The organism is Rhizobium sp. BK456 (genome assembly GCF_014194045.1).
Lineage (GTDB): Bacteria > Pseudomonadota > Alphaproteobacteria > Rhizobiales > Rhizobiaceae > Rhizobium > Rhizobium redzepovicii.
In genome coordinates this window covers 136,117-157,072 of the sequence record NZ_JACIAO010000004.1, presented here as the reverse complement: position 1 = coordinate 157,072, position 20,956 = coordinate 136,117, and the positions used below count along the sequence as shown (strand labels likewise).

Below are 20,956 nucleotides of genomic sequence, written 5' to 3'. Positions count from 1 at the left end.
ATTCACGCCGCCGCCCCCGCTGCACCCGGCGGGACCGCCGTCAGACGCCGCCAGAGCGGTGCCATCGCTCCGGCGATATCCTGATAGAGAGCGTAACGCCGTGCATAATGCGCCTCAAGCGAGACATCCGGGCGATAATGCCGCTCGGTCCGGACCATTGCCGCAGCACCAGCGCCGAAGTCCGCGAAGACACCGACGCCGGTTCCGGCCGCAATCGCCGCTCCTAATGCACCGGTTTCACGCGAGCGGGCAACGCTGACCGGAACGCCTAGCACATCGGCAAAGATCTGCGGCCAGATCAGGCTGCGCGAGCCGCCGCCGGACAGCACGGCTTCGTTGAATACCGCGCCGGCCTTTCGGATCGTCTCGATGTGCTGGCGATGCCCGAAGGCGACACCTTCGAGAAGCGCGCGAACGAGATGCCCCTTGGTGTGCCAACCGGCAAGACCGTAGAAGCCGGCGCGCGCGTGGCCGTCCTGCTGGGCGCCATAGAGATAGGGATGATAGAGCGGGTCGTCTGCCGCGGGCGTGATCGCTCCGGCCAGCGCGCAGCAGGCGTCGAAGGACGAAACGCCTTGCGCATGGTCGCCTTCGAACAACTCCCGCACCAGCCATTCGAGATTGGCAGCCGAGGTGGCACTGTTCTCCATCGCCATGTAGCGGCTGCGATCGAATGTCGAGGACATGAAGACCGGCCCGTCGAGGTCGGGACTGTCTATAACGACCTGGTTGATGCTCCATGTGCCGGCGATGATCGAGGCGCTGCCGGTGCGCGAAACGCCCGAGCCGAGCGCCGAGGCGACGACGTCGAACAGCCCGCCGATCACGGGCGTACCGGCGGCGAGCCCGGTTTGGGTCGCCACCTCCTCGGTCACCGTACCGGCAATGTCGGCGCTTTCGATTAGCGGTGGCAACAAGTCCATGCAATCGCCCAGTCCATAGGCTTCCATCAGTGCCTTGTCGTAGCGGCGCGCCGCAAGATCCAGCAGACCGGCCCCCGACATATCGGATACCTCGCTGACACGCTGGCCGGTCAGGCGGTTGACGACGAAATCCTTGGAGAAAAACACAGTGCCGATGCGGTTGAACAGATCAGGCCGGTGACGCTTCAGCCAGGCAAGCAATGTCGGCGTCTGGGATGGCCACGGACGCTGGCGGGCAATCGGATAGGTCCGGTCACCAATGCCGGCTTCTCGCCATTCATCGACCAGGCCGGCCGCCCGCGTGTCGAGCGACTGGATGCCGATGAGTGGAGCGCCGTCGCGATCAAGCGCATAGAGACCGTTGCCATGCCCGGCGCAACCGATCGCGGCGATTTCCTCCGGCTGGATCCTTGCCTTTTCGATGCAGGCGCGGATGACCTGCCGTGCATTCGCCCATAATTCGTCCAACCCCCGCTCGACATGCCCCGGGCTCGGCATGCGGCTGTGCCCCTCTTCGGAGGCAGCCGCGATCTCGTTGCCGTGCCGATCGAAAATTACCGCCTTGATGACGGTATTTCCGGCGTCGAGCCCCAAAAGATAGTCTCCCATGCAGAACCCCTCCGAAGGTTCGAAATCGCAACTCAGCCCTGCTGATACAGCGCAAAGGCCTGTTCGCCGCTCGCATCCTCGTGCACGATGGCCATCAGCCCGCGCACCACCGCACTCGGATTGGCGTGCTGATAGATGTTGCGCCCATAGACCATGCCCATTGCACCCTGCCGCATCAAGGCAGCGGATTTGTCGAAGACGGCACGAAGATCCTCCTTGCCGCCGCCGCGCACCAGAACCGGGCAACGGGCAGCCTCCACCACTTTGTGGAAATCCTCGGCATTGGTGGTTGGGTCCGCCTTGACGATATCTGCACCCATCTCACGGGCGAGCCGCGTCAACGTAACGATCTTGTCCGCGTCGCCGTCGACCATGTAGCCACCCTTTTCCGTCACCGGTTGCATCACCAGCGGCTCGATCATCAGCGGCATGCCATACTTGTCGCAATCGGCCCGGACGCGGGAAATGTTCTGCACGCACTGGCGGAACAGGTCCGGCTCGTCCGGCAGCATGAACAGGTTGACGACGACGCAGGCCGCATCCATTTCGATCGCGCCGATCAACGGCTCGGCCTCGTTCTGCAGCACCGCCCACATGTCGCGATGGCGGATCCGGTTATAGGGATTGCCCATGTCGATGCGCATGACCAACGCAGGTTTGTCCTTGCCGGGCACATCCTGCAGCAGGTCGGCCTGGCCGTAATTCATCTGGATCGCATCCGGCCCGGCAGAGACCAGCGCCTTGACGACGGCCTGAATATCCTCCAGCCCATTGAGGAAGGATGGTTCGTTGCAGACGCCGTGATCGATCGCCACATCGAGGCAGCAGCCGCCGCCGAACAGCCGGTTCATCCGGACTTTGCTGTTGTGTCGCATTCTGTGCTCCTTGGTTCGTTCCTTGCGGAAAGCATGCCTTCGTCGACGCCATGGCGTTCGGTGAGAAGGGTGAGAAACCGGTCGCGCTCACGGGCGCGATGCGCGAGCGTCCAGTGCTTTTCCTGCGCCAGCAGGTCGAGTACGGCATCCATCATCTCGAGCGAAAGCTCGCCTGAAACGGCCAGCGTCGTGCGTCGCAAAAGCAGGTCGTCGAGATGTTCCACCGCTTCACCGCGGATCAGGAACTGCACTTCGCGCATCGAGTAGCCGGCGTGCGGCAGCACTGCATCGGGGCCGGCCGCGATGAAGTCGCCAACCGCCTCGGCATCCGTGCCATATCGGGCAAACAGCTCAGCCATGCGCCGGCCGGAAAGGCCCTTGCTGGCCGCCATCTGCGTCAGCCAGGCGGCCGCGCTGGCGGGAAATGCCCGCCCGCCGCCGATCGGTCGATCGGTTGTCGCAATGCGGCGCCGCCTGCCCAGCCTTTCCAGAGCCATGTCGGCCGCCAGTTCCCCGAAGGATCGGAATGTCGTCCACTTGCCGCCGATCATGCACAGAACCGGTGGGCCACCATCCTTCGGCTCCACGACCGTGCAGAAATGATCGCGCGGGATGCGGCCGGTAAAGCTGTCGGTGCTGGCCGGCAGCGGCCGCACGCCGGAAAACTGGAAAACGATCTGTTCCGGCCGGACGGTGATATCAGGCAGCACGAAGGCGAGCGATTGCAGGATATAATCCCGCTCGTCCGCCTCGCAGCGCACCGTTTCCGGATCGTCGACGCGGATATCGGTCGAACCGACGAGAACCTTGCCAAGATAGGGAAACAGGATGCAAATCCGCCCGTCCTCGTTTTCATAGTAGATCATGTGATCCGCGAGTGCGTCGCGCAGGTCCGCATTGTCGACGATCAGATGCGAGCCCTTGGTGCCGCCCATCAGCGGCGCCGGCCGTGTTTCTGGCGAAAACAGGGTCTGATTGGCGATGTCTATCCAGCCGCCGGTGGCGTTGATGATCAGCACCGGTTCGACGCTAATGGAAGCCCCGCCGATCAGGTCCTCGACCCGATATTGGCCATCCTCTGTCCGATGCAGTTCCGCGTAATTCAGCGCCATCGCCCCGAATTTTGCTGAAAGACCATCCTGCAGAAGCTCGATGCCCAGCCGCTCCGGATGGCTGACCCAGGCGTCGAAATAGGTGGCGGAACTTTTGATGTCGGGATTGAGCGCCGGCCACTTGGCAAGCGTCGCGCGTCGGCCGCGAAACTGGTGGCGCGGCATCAGCGCCCGCTTGCGGGTCAGGAAGTCATAGATGCTCAGGCCTGCCTTGATGGCGACGGCGCCACGCCGGCTCGGGCGGCGGCTGAGGCCCAGGAAGCGGACGATGCCATTGCCGAGGCCGGAAAATATATCGAACACCGGCACCGTCGTCGGCAGCGGCGCGACGTAATGCGGGGCGTTGCGCAGCAACCGGTCCCGCTCGACCAGCGATTCCTGCACCAGCTTGAATTCGCCGTTCTCAAGATAGCGAAGACCTCCATGGACCATGCGCGACAGCGCCGAACTGGCCCCGGAGCAATAGTCGTGTTTCTCGACGAGCAGCACGTTCAGCCCCTGCAGCGACAGCTCCCGAAAGACGCTGATGCCGTTGATGCCGCCACCGATGACACAGACGTCCACCTTCGGGCTCTGGCGGAGCCCGTCCAATATCTCTTGCCGTTTCATGATGGCGATCCGCTACCTGTCCATGTCAGTCAGTTTCGCCGCTATGGCCGTATCGATGGCCGCAAGATCGGCCGCATCCAGCCGGATGGTCCCGGCTCGCGCATTGTCGAGCGCTTGCGCTGGATTGCGCGCCCCGCAAAGTGCAAAGGTGACGCCCGGCTGCGCCAGCGTCCAGGCAATCACGATCTGGGCGATGCTGGCGCCGTGTTTTTCGGCGACCGGCCGGATGGCGTCGGCCAGCGCCGTTGCCTTCTGGCGATTGTCGACTGAAAAGCGCGGATTATCCTTGCGCTGGTCGTCGCCTGAGAACACCCGGTCCGGACCGATGGTGCCGGACAGCAACCCCAACGCCAGCGACGAGTAGCTCAGCGTCGCAATGCTGTTGGCCTTGGTCAGCGGCAGAAGCTCCGCCTCGATCTCCCGGTCGATCATGCTGAACCGCTCCTGGATCGCATCGAGACCACCAGCAGCAATATAGGCATTGAGTTCGTCGGGGCTGACATTGCTTGCGCCGATCGCCCGGATCTTGCCCGATGTGCGCAGGTCTTCCAGCGCCCGCATCGTTTCCTCGATCGGGGTCGTCGGATCTTGCCAATGAGTGATGTAGAGGTCGATATAATCGGTTCCAAGCCGCCTCAGACTTTCCTCGACCTCATGCAGGATGGCGTCGCGGCCGAGATAACGGTGCACCGGCTTGCCGTCCTGATCGAAGAAATGACGACCCTTCTGCGTATGCCAGACAAGGCCGCATTTGGTGGCGATGACTGCCTTGTCGCGGCGCCCGGTCAGCGCCTTGCCGACGATCTCCTCGGAACGTCCAAGCCCATAGGCCGGCGCCGTATCGATCAGCGTCACGCCGGCATCGAGCGATGCCTGGATCGCGGCGATGGATTCGGCCTCATCGGTCCCGCCCCACATCCAGCCGCCGATCGCCCAGGTGCCTAGTCCCACCGCCGAGGCGGAAACGCCCGATTTGCCGATCTCACGTGTCAATTGCTGTCCGCTCATGCCCATTTTCCTTCGCCATTCGCCAGTGCCAGCACCCGCGCACCCGTCGCCTCATCGGTCACCAGCGTATCGAGATGATTGCCCCTGAGAACGCTGAGGATCGGGCCTGCCTTGTTCGGCCCGCTCGCCACACCGATCTTGGTGGGGATCGAGGCGAATTCCGGCAGCGTCAGCGACACCAGCGAACGGTTGAGGCTATAGTCGCAGACTTGGCCATGATCATCGAGCAGATGCGCCAGCAATTCGCAGGAGGCGCCGGACCGCTCGATCGCGGCGCGGTCGGTGCTCGAGGATGGATGCAGGTCGTAATAGCTCGAATCGTCCGAGAGGATCGAGCCGATGCCGACCACCGCCACTTTCGCCTCGCGCGCCCGTTTGAAAACGTCTGCGACGGAACGCATGTTGATCAGCATCGCCCGCTGCTCGGCATCATCTGCAAAGAGGGGCGCGTGGATCTGGTAGGAACGTCCCCCAAGCCGGTCGGCCATCAAGGTCGAGACATGATTGACGTCAGTATAGTGTTTACCCTGCACGCAGCCGGTTGCTGGAATGACCTCGACATTGAACCGACGCGGCGGCTGCAGACCGGCGACGACGGCGCTCACCCCTTTGCCGCCGGTGATGCAGATCGTATCGCCGTCGATGATCTCTTCCAGCAGCAACCTTGCTGCCGCTTCGCCAACGGCCTGAAGCGCCGTCTGCGGATTGTCGGACACGGTCGGCACCACCACAGCACGGCCGATGCCGCCAAGCGCTCGTAGCCGTTCTTCCATATCGACCAGCGGCTCGACCGGCGACTTGATCTTGATCTCGACCAGACCGAGCTGGCGGCCGCGCTTGATCAGGCGGTTGACGGTGGCGTGCGAGATGCCCAGCTGATCGGCAATCTGCGCCTGTGTCAGCCCCTCGAGGAAATGCAGGACCAGAGCCTGGTGCATCTGCCGGGCGATGACGATTTCCTCGCGCGGCGCATTTGCGGGCTTGAGCTTGGCTATCGGCATATCAGGCAGCCTTCCGCTTGTGCAGGAAATGGTCGATCGAGACGGCGGCAAGCAGAATGCAGCCTTTGATCATGTCTTGCCAATAGACGGACACGTCAAGCAAGATCAATGAGCTTGTTACGACCGACAGCAGGGCAATACCGAGAATAGCCCCAAGGATCGTGCCGGAACCGCCATTCAGCGACGCACCGCCGATCACCGCGGCGGCGATGATGTTGAGCTCCATGCCGACACCAAAGGTCGGGGTCGCGGCACCGAAGCGGGACATGTAGATCACCCCGGCAACGCCGGACAGCGTGGCGCAGAGCACCGTCACCCAGAACTTCACCTGGTTGGTCTTGATACCGGAATAGAGCGCCGCCTTCTCGTTGCTGCCGGTGTAGAACACCTTGCGGAAGGCGGTTGCCCGGCGCAGCAGGAAATCGAACAGCACGACGACCGCGACAAAAATCAGGATCACATAGGGGACGCCATAGACTGTGCCCTGCCCCACCGCCTTGAACGAGGGCGGCAAGGTGAAGAGCGACAGCGGCGTACCCTTGGTGATGATCAGGCAGATACCACGCACGATGACCATCGCCGCAAGCGAGGTGATGAAGTGGTTGAGACCGACGACCGTGACAATGAAGCCCATGACACAGCCGATCAGGCCGCTGGCAATGATCCCGATCAGGGATGCGCTCCATGGATCGAGCCCCATCAGGAACAGCGAGCCCGACAGCACCATCGAGAAGCAAACGACCGAGCCGACCGACAGGTCGATGCCGCCGACAATCAACAGGATGGTCATGCCGACGACGACGATCCCTTCCACCGAGAACGACATCAGCATCGCCCGGAAGTTGCCGAGCGTCAGGAAATGCGGCGAGGCAAAGCTCATGACGATGCAGAGCGCCAGGATGATCGCAATCAACCCCGCCTCGCGCATCGTTCCCAGCCGTTTCCAGCCGGGCGCGCGTGCCTGATGTGCCGTTGCCAGTGTAGCGTCCGCCATGACCCTGTCTCCTGCCCCTGCTTTTTCCCTACGCGGCATGCTCTGATGCCTTTGAATTGTTGTGACCGCCGATACCGGAGGCGAGCCGCATGATCGTTTCCTCCGTCATCGCCTCGCCCTCGACCTCGCCTGCGACCGTGCCCTCGTGGATGACCAGCACCCGATCGCACAGGCCGAGAAGCTCCGGCAGTTCCGACGAGATGACGACGATGCCGATGCCGGAGCGCGCGAGATCGCGCAGCAGCCGGTGGATTTCCGATTTGGCGCCGACATCGATGCCACGGGTCGGCTCATCCATCAGAATGACCTTGGGATCGACCGCCAACTGCTTGGCAATCGCCACCTTCTGCTGGTTTCCGCCCGACAGCGACGAGACCGGCATGTCGATGCCACCCATCCGTACGCCGAGCCGCCGGGCCAGGTTGTGGGCACGATCCGCCTCGGCCTTGGAATTCAACAGTCCCAGCGGTCCGGTCAGCGATTTCAAATCGAGAACGGCAATGTTCTGGGCGATGGAAAGATCGAGGAAAATGCCAGAGCCTTTCCGGTCTTCCGACAGGTAGACGACGCCCGCCTGCGCCGCCTGCGCATAGGACCGCGCCCGCAGCCGCTGTCCATGCAGTTGCACCTCGCCGCCGGTCACGGGCCGCAATCCGCAAATACCTTCGGCTATCTCGGTGCGCCCCGAGCCGATCAGCCCGCCGACGCCGAGAATTTCACCCTTGCGCAGGTCGAAGCTCACATCCGTGAAGCGGCTGCCGTCGCCGAGATCGCGGACGCTCAAGATGATCTCATCGGTCCGCTCCGCCAGCGCCTGCTTTTCCGGATAGAGCTGGGTGATCTCGCGCCCGACCATGCGGCGCACCACATCATCCGGCGTCAAGTCCGCCACCTTCTCCGTCGAGACATAACGGCCATCGCGAAACACGGTGACCCGGTCGCACAGGCTGAAGATTTCGGCCATGCGGTGGCTGATATAGATGATCGAAATACCCTGCGCCTTGAGGTCGCGGATGATTCCGAACAGGACCTGCGTCTCCGATTCCGTCAAAGCAGCCGTCGGTTCGTCGAAGATCAGCACCCGACAATCGAGCGTCAGTGCCTTGGCGATCTCGACAAGCTGCTGGCTGGAAATCGACAGGTCACCGACTTTGCGGCGCACGTCGATCGGCGCCAGACGATTCATCACGACCTGTGCATCCCGCTCCAGCCGGCCATAATTCATGAAAGGCGAGCGCCGACGGTTGGTCGCGGCCATGAACATGTTCTCGGCAACCGTCGCATCGGGGCAGAGCGCGATTTCCTGATGCACGAGGCCAAGCCCGAGCGATTGCGCGACGGCCGGCGACGTCACCTTTACCGGCGCGCCATCGACGAGAACGTCCCCTTCGGTTGGCTGCAGCACGCCGGCAATGATGTTCATCAGCGTCGACTTGCCCGCGCCGTTTTCGCCGCAAAGCGCATGAACCTCGCCCTTCTCCAGGCTGAAGCTCACATCCGTCAACGCCTTCACCGCCCCGAAGTGCTTGCTGACATTGCGGATTTCCAGAACCGGCACCGACGCCATCATCGTCTCCTCCTCACGCTCGCGGTGGCTGTCCGGAGTTTCCTGCCTCCGGACAGCCGGCACAAAGGCTTACTCCTCGATGCCTTTGGTGCCCCGCCGCTTCAGATACTTGTCCCAGTAGAAGTCGTCGGCATTATCAGCCGTGACGATCGACAGGCCGTTGTCGACGAACGGAATGCTCATCGGGTTGAAGCCGGCGCGCTTGGCGTCGTTCATCGGGTCGATGAGTTCCGGATGCTTGGCCAGCCACAGAAGCATGAAGCCCATGTAACCCTGCATGCCCTGGTTCGGATTGATCGAACCGAACACTTCGCCTGCCTTGATCATATCGAGAATGTTGGCATTGACGTCGGCGCACATCACGAGGATCTTGCCGCCGCTTTCCTTGTTGGCCTGCGAAGCGCCGATGGCCGAATTCGCTTCCGGCATGAAGACGGCCCCAATGTTCGGATGGGCCTGCACCAAGCTCATCAGGCCCTGATAGGCCTTGTTCGGGTCCTGGTTGGACGCAGCGCGGCCGACGAGCTTCATGTCAGGATATTTTTCCTCCATGCGGGCGATGAAGGCGGCGATACGCTTGTCGTGGTTGTCCTGGCCCGGATTTTCGAGAACGGCATATTCACCCTTGCCACCCATCTTTTCGGCAATCGCGTCGGCCGCATAGGTGCCTTCGCGGGTATTGTCCGAGGTGACGAACGAGATGCGCTTGGAAAGCGGTGCATCGGCTGCGAAGGTCACGACCGCCGTGCCCTGGTCGATTGCCCGGTTGATCGGCTCGATGAACGGATCGGAGTTCATCGGATGAACGAGGATACCGGCCGGGTTCTGGGCCAGCGCCTGGTCGAAAGTGGCGATCTGCTTGTTGACGTCATATTCCGGCGTGCCGGTATAGGCGGTCTCGCAGCCGAGCTGCTGACCGGCCTGCTTGAACATTTCATAGACCGGGAACCAATATTCGACGCCCGATACCATGACGTTCATGACGTATTTTTCACCCGGCTTGCAGCGGAACGGATTTTCCGTGTCCGCGCTGGCCACGCCGGCCAAAAGCGTCGATGCAAGGACCGCCAATGCGGTCGTGCTTAGAAAATTGCGCAAGTTTCCTCCTCGAGGCCGAAGCCCCTCCCAAATATCCGGCGGCGCCTTGGCGGCTGCCGATGATCCATTGAAGACCGGAGTTCCTCCTCGAAATCCGGTATGGGCAGGTAATCCCAGACACAGCAGCCTGTCAATATAATTCACACACTGAAATATATTTCACTCGCTGGGTCTTTGGATCGGTTGTTTGCCGCACGCGTGGGCTAACGGAGCACGCCGGCTTCTTCGGCCGCGACTTTGAAAGCCAATGCGGCCGCGGCTGCATCGGCTCGCCCGTGGACGGCGTCCGTGCAGATCTTCTTGGCGGTGGCGAAGGATGCCGCTTTCTCACGCGGCCAACAGGTCATCAGATATGCGAGCGCGTCCCTGCTATTGCGGATACTTTTAAGATGGTCGCCATCCCCAACGATGACCTCAACGGGCTGGTCCCAAAAATCGCGGCGCATCGACATCTCCTCAGCTCTTCGGCTATGGCTGAACGTCATCTGCGCGGGCTCGTTCCAGCATGGGACTTTGGTCCCATACGGTCGGCGAAAGATCCTTATGCGCTGCACGTGCGCGGTACTCCTCCACTGGATTGTGATCCTCATTCGCTCTACAGCAAGGGACGTGTTCCGAGCCCGTCCCCTTAAGGTGCAATTCATCTATGACGAAAAAAATTTATCTCGCCGGTCCTGAAGTGTTCCTTCCAAACGCCCGTGAAATGCTCGACCGGAAGGCAGCGCTTGCCCGCGAGGCGGGACTTCACCCACTCTCTCCCGGTGATCTGGAAATCCCGCAGACGAACTCGAAGCGCGAGCGGGCGGCAGCGATAAACGCGGTGGACGAAAAGATGATGATGGAGGCCGATGCCATCATTGCCAATCTGACACCGTTTCGCGGCATTGCCGCCGATACCGGGACGGCTTTCGAACTCGGCTTTATGTGCGCAAGCGGCAAGCCTGTCTTCGCCTATACGAATGTGGCCCGCGATCACAGCGGACGGGTGAGCGACCTTTATGGCGGCGCCGTCGCCTATGATGGTGAAGGTCGGCTGCGAGACCCGAACGGGATCGCGGTCGAGGATTTCGGCCTGGCCGACAATCTCATGCTGCACGCCGGGATCGAGCGGCGTGGCGGCGTCCTCATCGTCGGAGACGCGGCTCGTGACGCGCTCTATACGGACTTGTCAGCGTTCAAGACATGTCTCGCCATCGCAGTCGAGAAGCTGCGGTAAGGACTTCGTCCAGGCGTTTGAGCTTCCACGCTGCGCTATGGATTTGCGTCCCGCTTAAAGCGTTGACCTATCCAAGGGAAGCGTTAATCCGAAGGCGTCACGCGCCATCAGACAGGCAGCATCTCCAGGAACGCATTCGCGACAAACGATAGGCCGAATATCGTAGACGAGGCAAGATGTCTCAACACCGACCCGCCCCGACAACGCGGCGCAACGCGACCCGTTACAACGCATTCCCGTCTCATCTGCAGCGACGAAGCGCGGTGGCAGCAAATCGAGAGCAGCATCACTTTCCGTGGAAAATCTGGGCCAGTCAGGTGAAAAGGAGCAACACGCACCGCAGGTTTGGCAATCTAGATCGCTTAGTGAGTTCATACCCAGCTCCTACCACGGCAGCTGCCGACAACGCAAAGTGCTTGATCCGGAAGATGACCGCCCAGCCTGGTCGGCCGTGATCATTTCTTCGGGGCAGGCCTAATTGCGGCGGAGCGGTTTCAGGCGGCCTCTACGAAGTCCTCACTGTCACGTTCACAGCACTTTTAGGTATTCCTTTAAAAGCTACCAATGAAATGCCGAACGACAGAAGACGGCGAACAAACAAAATCACGGACGAAACTGACCATTGACATTGGCGGTGTTAAGGCCGAAGCCGCACTCGGCTGCGCAATGCGCGGCCGTTTTCACGAGGATTCGAGAGATGAAGACCAAGGCGGCTGCAGCCAACGCCGGAAACCTGATCATCACGGGTATCGTGCTGATGCTGCTCGGCGATCTGCTCTTTGCGCTGAACGATGCTATGGGCAAATGGCTGCTCACGAACTTCGCCCTCGGTCAGGTACTGGTGATCCGCTCGGTCGGCTCTTTCATCGTGCTTGGGCCGATGATCGCACGGCAAGGGCCGATGGCCCTGTTCCGTGTCGAGCAGAAGCGCCTCCAGTTCATACGTGTTTTCATGGCGACCGCCGATGTCGCCCTGTTCTACGCGGCCGTCGCCTATCTGCCGCTCGCCGACGTCATGACCTTCTATATGGCCGGGCCGATCTACATAGCCGCGCTCTCGCATTTCTTTCTTGGGGAGAAGATCGGCTGGCGTCGCTGGCTAGCCGTTTTGGTCGGCTTCGCGGGCGTCGTCATCGCGCTGCGTCCGTCGACGGCGATGCTGTCGCTTCCGTCGCTCTTCGGCCTTGCCGGCAGCCTTGCCTTTGCGCTGTCGCTGGTGATGAGCCGTTATCTGCGTTCGACCAGCGACACGACCCTGGTGACGTGGCAGACGATCGCCGCCCTTGCCACCGGCATTGCGCTGAGCATCGGCCATTGGCAGCCGGCAACGCTCATCAATTGGTCCGGCATGCTGCTGCTCGGTGTCGTCGCCACCTGCGCGCATCTCTTGATCACCCGCTCGCTGAAGCTCGCACCGGCATCGCTGCTGGCGCCGATGCAATATACGCTGCTGCTCTGGGCGATCGTGCTGGGCTACATCTTCTTCAACGATATTCCCGATATGCAGATCATCGTCGGCGCCGCAATCATCGTCTTTGCCGGGCTCTTCATCTTCCATCGGAAGAACCTGAAAGAGACGGTTCCGGTCGAAGCCGTCCCGCCCGACGGCCATTGAAGCTATGGCGCCGCTTATCTTTCAGTTTCGCACAGGACGCCGCTGTAACCCCTGGAATTCCTGCATTTCCACGGAACAATTTGGACGCCTGCACGCTACTGCCGAGCATTCAAACCCGGGAGATCGCAATGGCGTCCATGACCCTCGAAGACCTATCCTCGCAATTGAAGAAGATCGATTTTTGCATGCTGTCGACGAACGCCGGGTCGGGCCGCATCTCGGCCCGCCCGATGAGCAATAATGGCGACGTCGAATATGACGGGGATTCTTGGTTCTTTTCGTATGAGGACAGCAGGAAAATCACGGAGATCGAAGGCATCGACATGGTCTCGCTGACCTTCACGGCACCGCCCAGTCTCCTCGGCAAGCCGGGGATCTTCATCGCTGTCGAGGGCGTCGCCTCACTGGTGCGGGACAAGGCGGCATTCGAAGACCATTGGGTGCCCGATCTCGAGCGGTGGTTTCCGGAAGGTGTGGACACTCCCGGGATCGTTCTTATCAAAGTTTCGGCGTCCTCCATCCGCTACTGGGATGGTGAGGAAAACGGCGAGGTCACCCTACCCGGATTAGCGAGCTAAGAGAGCGGCATAACGGTGTGCCCTACTCTGCGGGCGGCTCTTCCCAACCGAAGACGCTCCGGCCGGCGAAATCGGCGGACTGGCGGAATTCGCCGGCGATGATTTCCTTGAGGTCAGGGCCTGTCACATAGCGTTCCATCTGCCTGGATTGATCATCCAGGCGCTTGAGCGCCTGCAACTCTTCCTCCCGTCCGAGCCTGCCCTTCTGCACTGCCGATTTCATTACGCCGATCGTCTCGTCATAGACCTTGAGCGGCACCGGGAAGGGATGGCGGTCCTTGCCGCCATGGGCGATGGAGAAGCGTGCCGGATCGGAAAAACGGCAGGGTGCGCCGTGGACGACCTCGGCCACCATAGCCAGCGCCTCCACCGTGCGGGCGCCGACACCGGGAACCAGCAGCAGCTCTTCGAAATCCGCAGGCCCGCGGTCGGCTGCGGCAGCAAGATTTCCATGCAGCCGCCGCATATTGACATCGCTCTCGCGCACGTCGTGATGCGCTGGCATGATCAGGTGCGGCAGCATCGGCTGCTCGGCTGGCTCGGGCGCCGGCTGCTTGACACGCAGCAGCGCGGCGGCCTCGCGGATGATCCGGTCAGGACCGAGTGTTGCCAGCAGATCGAGCTGGCCGCGCCGCGACCGCTCGGCGCGCCGGTCGGCCAGATTGACGATCGTGCCCTGGCTCCTGCCCTCGATTGCCGCATGCGGCGAGTCGACAAAACTCTCCAGCCCCTCCGACAGCCAGTGATAGCGCCGTGCCTGCCGCCTGTCGCCGTTCATGCCCTGTTGCACGACCACCCAATGGCCGTCATCGGCGACGATGAAACCGTGCAGATAAAGATCGAACCCATCCTGAAGCGCAGCGCTGTCGACCTTGGCGATGAGACGGCTCGTTGTCGCCAGGCCTTCGCCATCGAGGCCGACGCGTTCGCCGATCGAGACGAGCTCGTGCGGGGTTTTGCGCGATTGCGCGCCGCGGCCGCCGCAGACATGCAGGCCGAGTTCGCCGGCGCGCGGTTTCAGCCCGCGCTTCAAGGCACCGAGAACACTTGTGGTGATGCCGGAGGAATGCCAATCCATGCCCATCACCGCGCCGAAGGACTGAAACCAGAAGGGATGAGCGAGCCTGCGCAGGAATTCGTCCCGGCCGTAGTGATGCACGATCGCTTCGGCGATCAGGGCTCCGAGCCGCGTCATCCGGTCGCCGAGCCAATGCGGCACACGTCCCCCGTGAAGGGGAAGATCGGCGCTGCCTGCGCGTTGTGACATCTCGTTTCCTTACGCTTTCCATCACTCCGACGCCGCACGGAACCCAAAAATATTCCAGGCGTTTGTTTTCGCAGTTAGAAGCCGAGGCAATCATGACCGCAATCGAGACCGTCTTCAATAACCCGAGCCTGCCCCAGGCAAAATCGCAATGGCCGGACGGCCGCGAAAAACGGAATCACAGCGCTTTGCGCCTGGAGGGCATCGCCGAGAAGGCGGCCTTCCTGATCAACGGCAACCGATATTTCGCCGAAGTTTCGCGGGCGCTGCGGCAGGCACGGCGCACGATCTGGATTATCGGCTGGGATTTCAATCCCGACATCCCGTTGGAACCGGAGCAATCCGACGAGACTTTGGCAGACCTGTTGCATGGGCTCGCGGCGGCCAATCCCGAACTCGAGATACGCATCCTCATCTGGGCGCTCGGGCCGGTCTATTCGGAAAAATCCCTGCAGGTGCTTCGCAAGAAGAACTTCCCTAAGAATGCCCGGATCGACCTGCGTTTCGATCTTCAGGGTGCCGTTCGCGGCTCTCACCATCAGAAACTCGTCTGCATCGACGACGCCGTCGGCTTCATCGGCGGCATCGACCTGACGTCGCGGCGATGGGACACAAAGCGCCATCATGCCAGGGACAGGCTCCGGCGGGACCCCGAGGGCGTGTCCTACGATCCGCTCCATGACGTTCAGGCGATGGTCACGGGCGACGCCGCACGGCTGATCGGCGATATCGCCAGGCGACGCTGGGAAACAGCTACCGGCGAAAGGCACCCGCCGCTTGCCGAGCGCGCGCCCTTTCCCTGGCCGGAGGATCTTGCTGTTTCGCTGCGGGATATCCCGGTGAGCTTCGCGCTGACGGAGCCGTCGACGACCTTGTGCGCCGGCATCAGCGACGGTATCGCCTCGACATTGGATATCATTTCGCGAGCACGGCGCCTGCTTTATATCGAGGCGCAATATCTCGCCTCCTTCCGCGTCGCCGACGCCATAGCCGCTCGGCTGCAGGAGGAAGACGGGCCCGAGGTCGTCATCATCTGCACGCGCAGCTCCCACGGGCTGATCGAAAAGATTATCATGGGCGGCAATCGCGACCGCGTCATCCGCCTTCTCAAACGGGCCGATCGCGCGAACCGGCTGCGGGTCTATTTTCCCGTTGTGCCCGGGCCGACAGTGCCCGGGCCACTCGTGCCCGGGCGGACAGCACCAGCGACGGTCGACGAGGTCGAGGTGCTCATCCATTCCAAACTGATGATCGCCGACGATGAGCTGGTGCGCATCGGCTCCTCCAATCTCAACAATCGCTCCGAAGGGATTGATTCGGAATGCGATATCCTATTCGAATCTGAAACAGACGAGCACCGCCGCGCGGTGGCGGAGCTGCGTAACCGCCTGCTGGCGGAATATCTCGGAACAGGCACCGAGACCGTTGCAGCCGCCTACGCGCAAAGCGGCTCGGTGATCGAAGGGATCGAGGCGCTGAATGACGACGCCCGGGGTCTGAGAGAATTCGTAGTCGAGCTTTCCGGCAGCACCTCACCGGTCAGAGGGACCGGGTTCTTTGACCCGGCCCGGCCTTTCCTGCCGCTACGCCGATTGGGCCTCGGCGCGCTCGTCCGCTTCCTCGTCCGTCCCGCGTGATCTTCGGAAGACGATCTCACTGATGAGGAGAAGCGTCGTGCCGAGCGCCAACGGAATGAAGAAATAGGCGCAGCGAAACGCGATCAGCGCGCCGATCGAGGCTTCCTGCGGCACGGCATAGGAGACAGTCGCCTCCAGCACGCCGAGCCCACCAGGAACATGGGTTGCGAGAATTGCCGAATTGGCCAGCACATACGCCGTCACCGACCTGAAGAAGGCGACGTCGCCGAAGGCAGAGAGCATCTGGTGCAGGCAGGCGGAAACGAGGATGAAGTTGATCGTCCCGATCGCGACCTGCGCGACGGCAATCGAAAATCGCGGCAACTGAAACGACCATCGCCAAAGGCGCAACTTGCCGCGGATGAAAAACGCCAGCGCCGCATAGACGACCGGCACGATGAGCGCCAGCACACCGAAAATGCGTACATTGGCCGTATCAAGCCGCAGCAGGCGCCCGCTATCACCCGGATTGACGATTAGAGCAAGGCCGCCGAGCGTGATCAGCCCGAGCCCGACCGTGACGCCGCAGAACAGGATAATTTTCGCTACGTCCTCGGTCGTCAGTCCCCAGCGCGAATAAAAGCGGTAGCGGAAAGCACCGCTGCTCAGCCCGGCAAAACCGATATTGTGGCCGAGCGACAGGCTGATGAACGAAGCCAATGCAATTTTAGGATAAGGCAAGGATTTGCCGAGCGAACGGATCGCCAGCAGATCGAAACAGCCAAGACATAGATAGGATGCCGCAGCAAAGAGAAGCGCTGTACAGAAGCTTGAAAGCGGTATGCTGCGAACCGACTGGACGATCTGGTCGAGGCTGTACTGCTCGAAGATGCGATAGAGAAGAAAGACAGCAAAACAAAGGGCGGCAACCAGCAGTCCATTCCAGATCATGCTTTTCAAGCTCATCGATTGTCCTCAGGAGTGCGAGCGTGGTGGGTCGATAATCTGGAACGATCAAACGAGTTTTGTGTTCCCCCGGAACACGATCGATGTCCCAAGGGACGAGTTTCAGCGGACCCATGGCGGAAAAATCAATCAGACTCCTGACTTATAACGTGCACAGTTGTATCGGCAGCGACCGTAAGCTCGATCCCGGGCGCATCGCTTCGGTCATCGCCGAGGCGCAAGCCGACATCGTCGCGCTTCAGGAGGTCGATGTCCTCAGGCGCAGGACCGGCGGCATCGACCAGGCGCATATGATCGCCTCGCTGCTCGAAATGCAGGCCCATTTTCATCCGGCGCTGTCGGTTGCCGAAGAGCAATATGGCGATGCGATCATCACCGCTCTGCCGACAGGCGCGGTCAAGGCTGGCCCGCTGCCATCCATCGGCGAACAGCGCGGCGCCCTTTCCGTCGAAATCCTGGTCGGCGACAGAAAACTGCTGGTTGTCAACACTCATCTCGGGCTTCGCGGCCGCGAGCGCATGCGGCAGATGACGACGCTATTGAGCGCGGGCTGGCTGCGCGGCACGGCGGACGAACCGCTTCCCACTATTCTCTGCGGCGACTTCAACGCCATTCCGTCGTCGGCGACGTACCGACTTGCCGCGCGATCGCTGAAGGACGCCCAGCTCGCAGGCAAGGACCGGCCTAAAGCGACCTTTCCCTCCCGCTACCCGCTGATGCGTATCGACCACGTCTTCGTCAGCGACGATCTCGTCGTCAAGAAAGCGGCCGTGCTGCAAAACCGGCTGACGAGGATCGCTTCGGATCACCTCCCTCTTCTTGCAGAAATCTGCTTCGCCTGAACGCTGGCGCCACGCGCGACCGCCTAGGCGTTGTTATCCACTGAAAAACGACAGGCATCAGCGCTTGCAGCGACATTGAAACGAATATTTCACGAATAATGTTATATGGAATATCTATTCCGCCCGCGCATCATGTGTCCGGGTGATGGAAGTTCAGTCGTTCGAGCGGATCGGGACCTTCACTCGAAATCGACTGCTCTCTTGGAGGAAGAGGAGGGGTTGATGTTGGCTAGGCTGTTGTCACGTGTGCGCATCCAGACGCAGGTGATGGTGTTCATCGCGCCATTCGTCTTGAGCATCATGGCCGTCGGCGCCATGGGCTTTTATGCATCGAGCCTGCTCCAGGGGCGGATGGATATTTCCAACTCCGTCCTGCAGTCCTTGAGCGGCTTTCGCAATCTATCTGCCGCGATGGCCGAATTCCTCGCCAATGCCACGCAGGAAAACAGAGACGCCGTCACCGCCAAGCTTGCCGATCAGCGTGCTCTTCTGAAATCCGGCCTCGACAGGCTCGCCGCGGATCGCAGCGGCCAGCAGGAGTTGGAACAGGCGCTCTCTTCGATCGATGGAATTTCGACACGCATGGACTCGCTGTGGCAGCTTCAAGAAAGCCGGACGGCACTCCTTGCCGATCTCCAGAAAGCGCAGAGCGTCGTCGTGTCGTCCCAGACGGATATCGTCGAGGGCTCCAAGGTTCTCCAACGCGCGGCCGACCTGCAGGAAGACGAGTCTCGCAACACGCTCGGCGACGCGCGGCGCATTTCGGATTTCGCATCCTTCACCCAATCGCTGAACGACAAGGCCCAAGCCGCCGGCCCGATCAGTGGCGCGGATCTCGACGAACTCGCCCGGCAACAGCGCATCGTCGGAATGGCGCTCGGCGGCGATGCGCCGGACGCTAAAAAAGCGATCGACGATACCATCGCGACCCTGAAGCCGCTTGTCGAGGCTTCCGGCCAGACCGAAGCGCGCGTCGCTGGCCTTCGTGATGCGACGGCCCAGATCGTCGGCAGGCTGCCCGAATTGCAGGTCGTCGCCACGCGGCGGTTGAAGGCCGTGACGGATAAAGCGGCTGAAACGGCCAAGACGGTCGAGCGTGCCAAGACCAGCCAGAGAGACGGTCAGAAGCTGACAACCTCGGCATATGTGATCCAGATCGTCCTGGCGAAACTGACGCTCGCCCCGACGGACGCCAATCTCCAGCGGCTTTCGCAGGAAATCACCGCTGTCAGAAAAGGGCTGGATATGTTGATCTCGAATGCGGGCGGCGTTGCCCAATTCGATAATCTCAAACCGAAGCTTCTGCCGGCACTTGATAAGATGCAGAAGGCCGCCACCGATCTCGTCCGCATCAGCGCGCAGCGCCAGGAAGAATTCCGCGCCGCCGCTGCCGATGTCGACCGGATGTGGTCGCAACTGACGGCGTTCGCCGAAATGCAGCGGCAGAACGCAGCCGAAGAACGTACCGACGCCAATGCCATGTCTTTGGGAACGACGATCCTCGGCGTGGTGATTGCAATCCTTGCCGGCGTCGGGCTGACGGTCACACTCAAGGGCCCGATCAACCAGATCACCTCGGCCATGCGGCGGCTTGCGGATGGCAAGCTTGAAACGTCGATCGTCGGCGAGACCCGGGCCGATGAAATCGGCGATATGGCCCGCGCGCTCGGAGTCTTCAAGAACAATGCCATCGCCAAGGTCGAGATCGAGGAGCGTAGCGAGATCGAACGGGCGAAGGCCGAGGAGGATAGGCATCGCAACGACGAGGAAAAACGTGCCGTCGAACAGCAGATCGACTTCGCAGTGACGGCCTTGGCCGAAGGGCTCGGGCGCCTGGCGCGAGGCGATATTTCACAGACGATCGCGTCGCCCTTCTTCGGCCGGCTGGAGCAGCTTCGCAACGACTTCAATTCGTCGCTGCTTCGCCTGCAGGAAACGATCGATCAGATCCGCACCAACACCCGCATGATCGAAGGCAATGCCGGCCAGATGGATCTGTCGGCAAGCAACCTCGCAAAGCGCACCGAGCAGCAGGCCGTGGCGCTTGAGGAAATCGCCGCGGCTATCGAGGAGATCACCACCACGGTTCGCTCGTCGGCAGCCTGCGCCGACGATGCCCGCGAGATCATCACCGACACCAAGAAGACGGCCGATTCCTCATCCGGTGTCGTCGCCAGCGCCATCGAGGCGATGAGCAAGATCGAAGCCGCTTCGGACGAGATCGTGCAGATCATCGGCGTCATCGACGACATCGCATTCCAGACGAACCTGCTCGCGCTCAATGCCGGCATCGAAGCAGCCCGCGCCGGCGAGGCTGGAAAAGGCTTTGCGGTCGTGGCTCAGGAGGTTCGCGATCTCGCTCAGCGCTCCGCCGAGGCCGGGCAAAGGATCAAACAGCTGATCGGGCGCTCGCGGACGGAGATTACCAACGGGGCGCGGGTCGTGCGGGAAACCAGCGAAGTCCTCGAAAGCATTTCCGCGAAAGTGGTCACCGCATCCGAGCAGATGGACGTCATTGCGCGGTCGAGCCGGGAGCAATACAACGCGCTGCACGAAGTCAATTCCTCCGTCAACCGGATGGATCAGATGACGCAGCAGAACGCGGCCATGGTTGAGGAAACGAGCGCGGCGACGAAGGAACTTGCCGACGAGACGAAGACGCTCCTGCAACTGATCGACCAATTCCAATTGGATGAAACAGAGACGCGTCGCGTGAACGCTGCATAGTGGGGCTCCGCTCTGCTTCGTAGGCGCCCGTGACGGGCGGGCGGGTCAGTGACGACTGTAGAGCGGCGGCATCACCTCTTCATCCGAGAGATCCGGATAGAGCCGCCGGCGTGTACGATCGAGCGCTTCCGCCTCCCTGCGCTTCCGTTCCAGGAGTACGGCCGTGACGTCTTTATAGGGAGCGCCGTCCTTCAAGGCGACACGGACGATCCCGCCCTGCGAGAGGAAGTCGCAGAAGGATCGCACCGAGCGAAGACGTGTCGTAATCTCGATATAGCGGTCGTCATGTCCAGTCATGTTCGCCTCCTTAAGATGTAAAATGTCACGAACACTTCGGCAAGAAGATGACACTGGTTTCATGACGGTCCCAGACCC

The 20,956-nt window shown here is 61.5% G+C and carries 19 protein-coding genes; 6 read left to right on the top strand and 13 right to left on the bottom strand.

Features of this window, described 5'->3' with window-relative positions; all coding sequences use genetic code 11:
• Window positions 1-2 precede the first annotated feature (2 nt).
• The 9 genes from FHX03_RS13560 to FHX03_RS13520 form a co-directional block, all read right to left on the bottom strand.
• On the bottom strand, window positions 3-1,532 hold the full coding sequence (locus FHX03_RS13560; protein WP_183854073.1) for an FGGY-family carbohydrate kinase: 1,530 nt from the start codon (window positions 1,530-1,532) through the stop codon (window positions 3-5).
• A 32-nt stretch (window positions 1,533-1,564) separates the two neighbouring features.
• Complete coding sequence (locus FHX03_RS13555) at window positions 1,565-2,407, bottom strand: class I fructose-bisphosphate aldolase (RefSeq protein ID WP_246699239.1); 843 nt, start codon at window positions 2,405-2,407, stop codon at window positions 1,565-1,567.
• Entirely contained in the window at window positions 2,380-4,128 is a 1,749-nt protein-coding gene (locus FHX03_RS13550; RefSeq protein WP_183854071.1) for a glycerol-3-phosphate dehydrogenase/oxidase, read from the bottom strand. Before FHX03_RS13550 ends, FHX03_RS13555 begins: the two co-directional genes overlap by 28 nt.
• Before the next feature lie 12 nt (window positions 4,129-4,140).
• Entirely contained in the window at window positions 4,141-5,136 is a 996-nt protein-coding gene (locus FHX03_RS13545) for an aldo/keto reductase (RefSeq protein ID WP_183854070.1), read from the bottom strand.
• Complete coding sequence (locus FHX03_RS13540; protein ID WP_017991367.1) at window positions 5,133-6,137, bottom strand: sugar-binding transcriptional regulator; 1,005 nt, start codon at window positions 6,135-6,137, stop codon at window positions 5,133-5,135. Before FHX03_RS13540 ends, FHX03_RS13545 begins: the two co-directional genes overlap by 4 nt.
• 1 nt (window position 6,138) lies before the next feature.
• Window positions 6,139-7,131 carry an ABC transporter permease gene (locus FHX03_RS13535; protein ID WP_183854068.1) on the bottom strand — a complete coding sequence of 331 codons (993 nt, stop codon included), beginning with the start codon at window positions 7,129-7,131 and terminating at the stop codon, window positions 6,139-6,141.
• Between the two features lie 28 nt (window positions 7,132-7,159).
• On the bottom strand, window positions 7,160-8,698 hold the full coding sequence (locus FHX03_RS13530; RefSeq protein ID WP_183854397.1) for a sugar ABC transporter ATP-binding protein: 1,539 nt from the start codon (window positions 8,696-8,698) through the stop codon (window positions 7,160-7,162).
• 69 nt (window positions 8,699-8,767) lie between these two features.
• Window positions 8,768-9,796 carry a substrate-binding domain-containing protein gene (locus FHX03_RS13525; protein WP_026230460.1) on the bottom strand — a complete coding sequence of 343 codons (1,029 nt, stop codon included), beginning with the start codon at window positions 9,794-9,796 and terminating at the stop codon, window positions 8,768-8,770.
• Between the two features lie 203 nt (window positions 9,797-9,999).
• The gene (locus FHX03_RS13520) at window positions 10,000-10,248 is read right to left on the bottom strand and encodes a DUF982 domain-containing protein (protein ID WP_409565141.1); all 249 of its coding nucleotides are present in this window, start codon (window positions 10,246-10,248) and stop codon (window positions 10,000-10,002) included.
• Between the two features lie 194 nt (window positions 10,249-10,442).
• Between FHX03_RS13520 and FHX03_RS13515 the strand changes: the two genes are divergently transcribed.
• Window positions 10,443-11,012, top strand: a complete 570-nt coding sequence (locus FHX03_RS13515; protein ID WP_131710540.1) for a nucleoside 2-deoxyribosyltransferase — start codon at window positions 10,443-10,445, stop codon at window positions 11,010-11,012.
• A gap of 54 nt (window positions 11,013-11,066) precedes the next feature.
• Here the strand turns inward: FHX03_RS13515 and FHX03_RS13510 are convergent, their stop codons facing one another.
• A complete protein-coding gene (locus tag FHX03_RS13510; protein WP_183854066.1) occupies window positions 11,067-11,387 on the bottom strand; it encodes a YkgJ family cysteine cluster protein in 321 nt (106 codons plus the stop codon).
• Between the two features lie 322 nt (window positions 11,388-11,709).
• Between FHX03_RS13510 and FHX03_RS13505 the strand changes: the two genes are divergently transcribed.
• Window positions 11,710-12,627, top strand: a complete 918-nt coding sequence (locus FHX03_RS13505; RefSeq protein WP_131710538.1) for a DMT family transporter — start codon at window positions 11,710-11,712, stop codon at window positions 12,625-12,627.
• A gap of 128 nt (window positions 12,628-12,755) precedes the next feature.
• Complete coding sequence (locus FHX03_RS13500; protein WP_131710537.1) at window positions 12,756-13,205, top strand: pyridoxamine 5'-phosphate oxidase family protein; 450 nt, start codon at window positions 12,756-12,758, stop codon at window positions 13,203-13,205.
• A 22-nt stretch (window positions 13,206-13,227) separates the two neighbouring features.
• Here FHX03_RS13500 and FHX03_RS13495 read toward each other — a convergent pair whose 3' ends face one another.
• On the bottom strand, window positions 13,228-14,472 hold the full coding sequence (locus tag FHX03_RS13495) for a DUF763 domain-containing protein (protein WP_183854064.1): 1,245 nt from the start codon (window positions 14,470-14,472) through the stop codon (window positions 13,228-13,230).
• Window positions 14,473-14,564: 92 nt separating this feature from the next.
• Between FHX03_RS13495 and FHX03_RS13490 the strand changes: the two genes are divergently transcribed.
• Window positions 14,565-16,106, top strand: coding sequence for a phospholipase D-like domain-containing protein (locus FHX03_RS13490; RefSeq protein ID WP_183854062.1), 1,542 nt, complete (start codon window positions 14,565-14,567; stop codon window positions 16,104-16,106).
• Here FHX03_RS13490 and FHX03_RS13485 read toward each other — a convergent pair.
• Window positions 16,053-17,012, bottom strand: a complete 960-nt coding sequence (locus FHX03_RS13485; RefSeq protein WP_183854060.1) for a lysylphosphatidylglycerol synthase domain-containing protein — start codon at window positions 17,010-17,012, stop codon at window positions 16,053-16,055. The two genes, FHX03_RS13490 and FHX03_RS13485, sit on opposite strands and share 54 nt — an antisense overlap.
• Window positions 17,013-17,125: 113 nt before the next feature.
• On the opposite strand from FHX03_RS13485, the gene FHX03_RS13480 reads away from it, so the two are divergent.
• Together FHX03_RS13480 and FHX03_RS13475 are read left to right on the top strand one after the other, a co-directional pair.
• Window positions 17,126-17,854 (top strand): endonuclease/exonuclease/phosphatase family protein, encoded by a 729-nt coding sequence (locus FHX03_RS13480; RefSeq protein ID WP_097628034.1) that lies wholly within the window; start codon window positions 17,126-17,128, stop codon window positions 17,852-17,854.
• 222 nt (window positions 17,855-18,076) lie between these two features.
• Window positions 18,077-20,581: a methyl-accepting chemotaxis protein gene (locus FHX03_RS13475; protein WP_183854059.1), complete on the top strand. Its 2,505-nt coding sequence runs from the start codon at window positions 18,077-18,079 to the stop codon at window positions 20,579-20,581.
• Between the two features lie 45 nt (window positions 20,582-20,626).
• Here FHX03_RS13475 and FHX03_RS13470 read toward each other — a convergent pair whose 3' ends face one another.
• Window positions 20,627-20,878 carry a hypothetical protein gene (locus FHX03_RS13470; protein WP_131710532.1) on the bottom strand — a complete coding sequence of 84 codons (252 nt, stop codon included), beginning with the start codon at window positions 20,876-20,878 and terminating at the stop codon, window positions 20,627-20,629.
• Window positions 20,879-20,956 lie beyond the last annotated feature (78 nt).

Bases quoted from the DNA above. Each gene is read 5' to 3' on its own strand.
- FHX03_RS13495 (WP_183854064.1), bottom strand. From the start codon at position 14,472: ATGTCACAACGCGCAGGCAGCGCCGATCTTCCCCTTCACGGGGGACGT.
- FHX03_RS13520 (WP_409565141.1), bottom strand. From the start codon at position 10,248: ATGTCGATGCGCCGCGATTTTTGGGACCAGCCCGTTGAGGTCATCGTT.
- FHX03_RS13470 (WP_131710532.1), bottom strand. From the start codon at position 20,878: ATGACTGGACATGACGACCGCTATATCGAGATTACGACACGTCTTCGC.
- FHX03_RS13540 (WP_017991367.1), bottom strand. From the start codon at position 6,137: ATGCCGATAGCCAAGCTCAAGCCCGCAAATGCGCCGCGCGAGGAAATC.
- FHX03_RS13485 (WP_183854060.1), bottom strand. From the start codon at position 17,012: ATGAGCTTGAAAAGCATGATCTGGAATGGACTGCTGGTTGCCGCCCTT.
- FHX03_RS13530 (WP_183854397.1), bottom strand. From the start codon at position 8,698: ATGGCGTCGGTGCCGGTTCTGGAAATCCGCAATGTCAGCAAGCACTTC.
- FHX03_RS13475 (WP_183854059.1), top strand. From the start codon at position 18,077: ATGTTGGCTAGGCTGTTGTCACGTGTGCGCATCCAGACGCAGGTGATG.
- FHX03_RS13490 (WP_183854062.1), top strand. From the start codon at position 14,565: ATGACCGCAATCGAGACCGTCTTCAATAACCCGAGCCTGCCCCAGGCA.
- FHX03_RS13480 (WP_097628034.1), top strand. From the start codon at position 17,126: ATGGCGGAAAAATCAATCAGACTCCTGACTTATAACGTGCACAGTTGT.
- FHX03_RS13510 (WP_183854066.1), bottom strand. From the start codon at position 11,387: ATGAACTCACTAAGCGATCTAGATTGCCAAACCTGCGGTGCGTGTTGC.
- FHX03_RS13555 (WP_246699239.1), bottom strand. From the start codon at position 2,407: ATGCGACACAACAGCAAAGTCCGGATGAACCGGCTGTTCGGCGGCGGC.
- FHX03_RS13545 (WP_183854070.1), bottom strand. From the start codon at position 5,136: ATGAGCGGACAGCAATTGACACGTGAGATCGGCAAATCGGGCGTTTCC.
- FHX03_RS13535 (WP_183854068.1), bottom strand. From the start codon at position 7,131: ATGGCGGACGCTACACTGGCAACGGCACATCAGGCACGCGCGCCCGGC.
- FHX03_RS13550 (WP_183854071.1), bottom strand. From the start codon at position 4,128: ATGAAACGGCAAGAGATATTGGACGGGCTCCGCCAGAGCCCGAAGGTG.
- FHX03_RS13505 (WP_131710538.1), top strand. From the start codon at position 11,710: ATGAAGACCAAGGCGGCTGCAGCCAACGCCGGAAACCTGATCATCACG.
- FHX03_RS13500 (WP_131710537.1), top strand. From the start codon at position 12,756: ATGGCGTCCATGACCCTCGAAGACCTATCCTCGCAATTGAAGAAGATC.
- FHX03_RS13515 (WP_131710540.1), top strand. From the start codon at position 10,443: ATGACGAAAAAAATTTATCTCGCCGGTCCTGAAGTGTTCCTTCCAAAC.
- FHX03_RS13560 (WP_183854073.1), bottom strand. From the start codon at position 1,532: ATGGGAGACTATCTTTTGGGGCTCGACGCCGGAAATACCGTCATCAAG.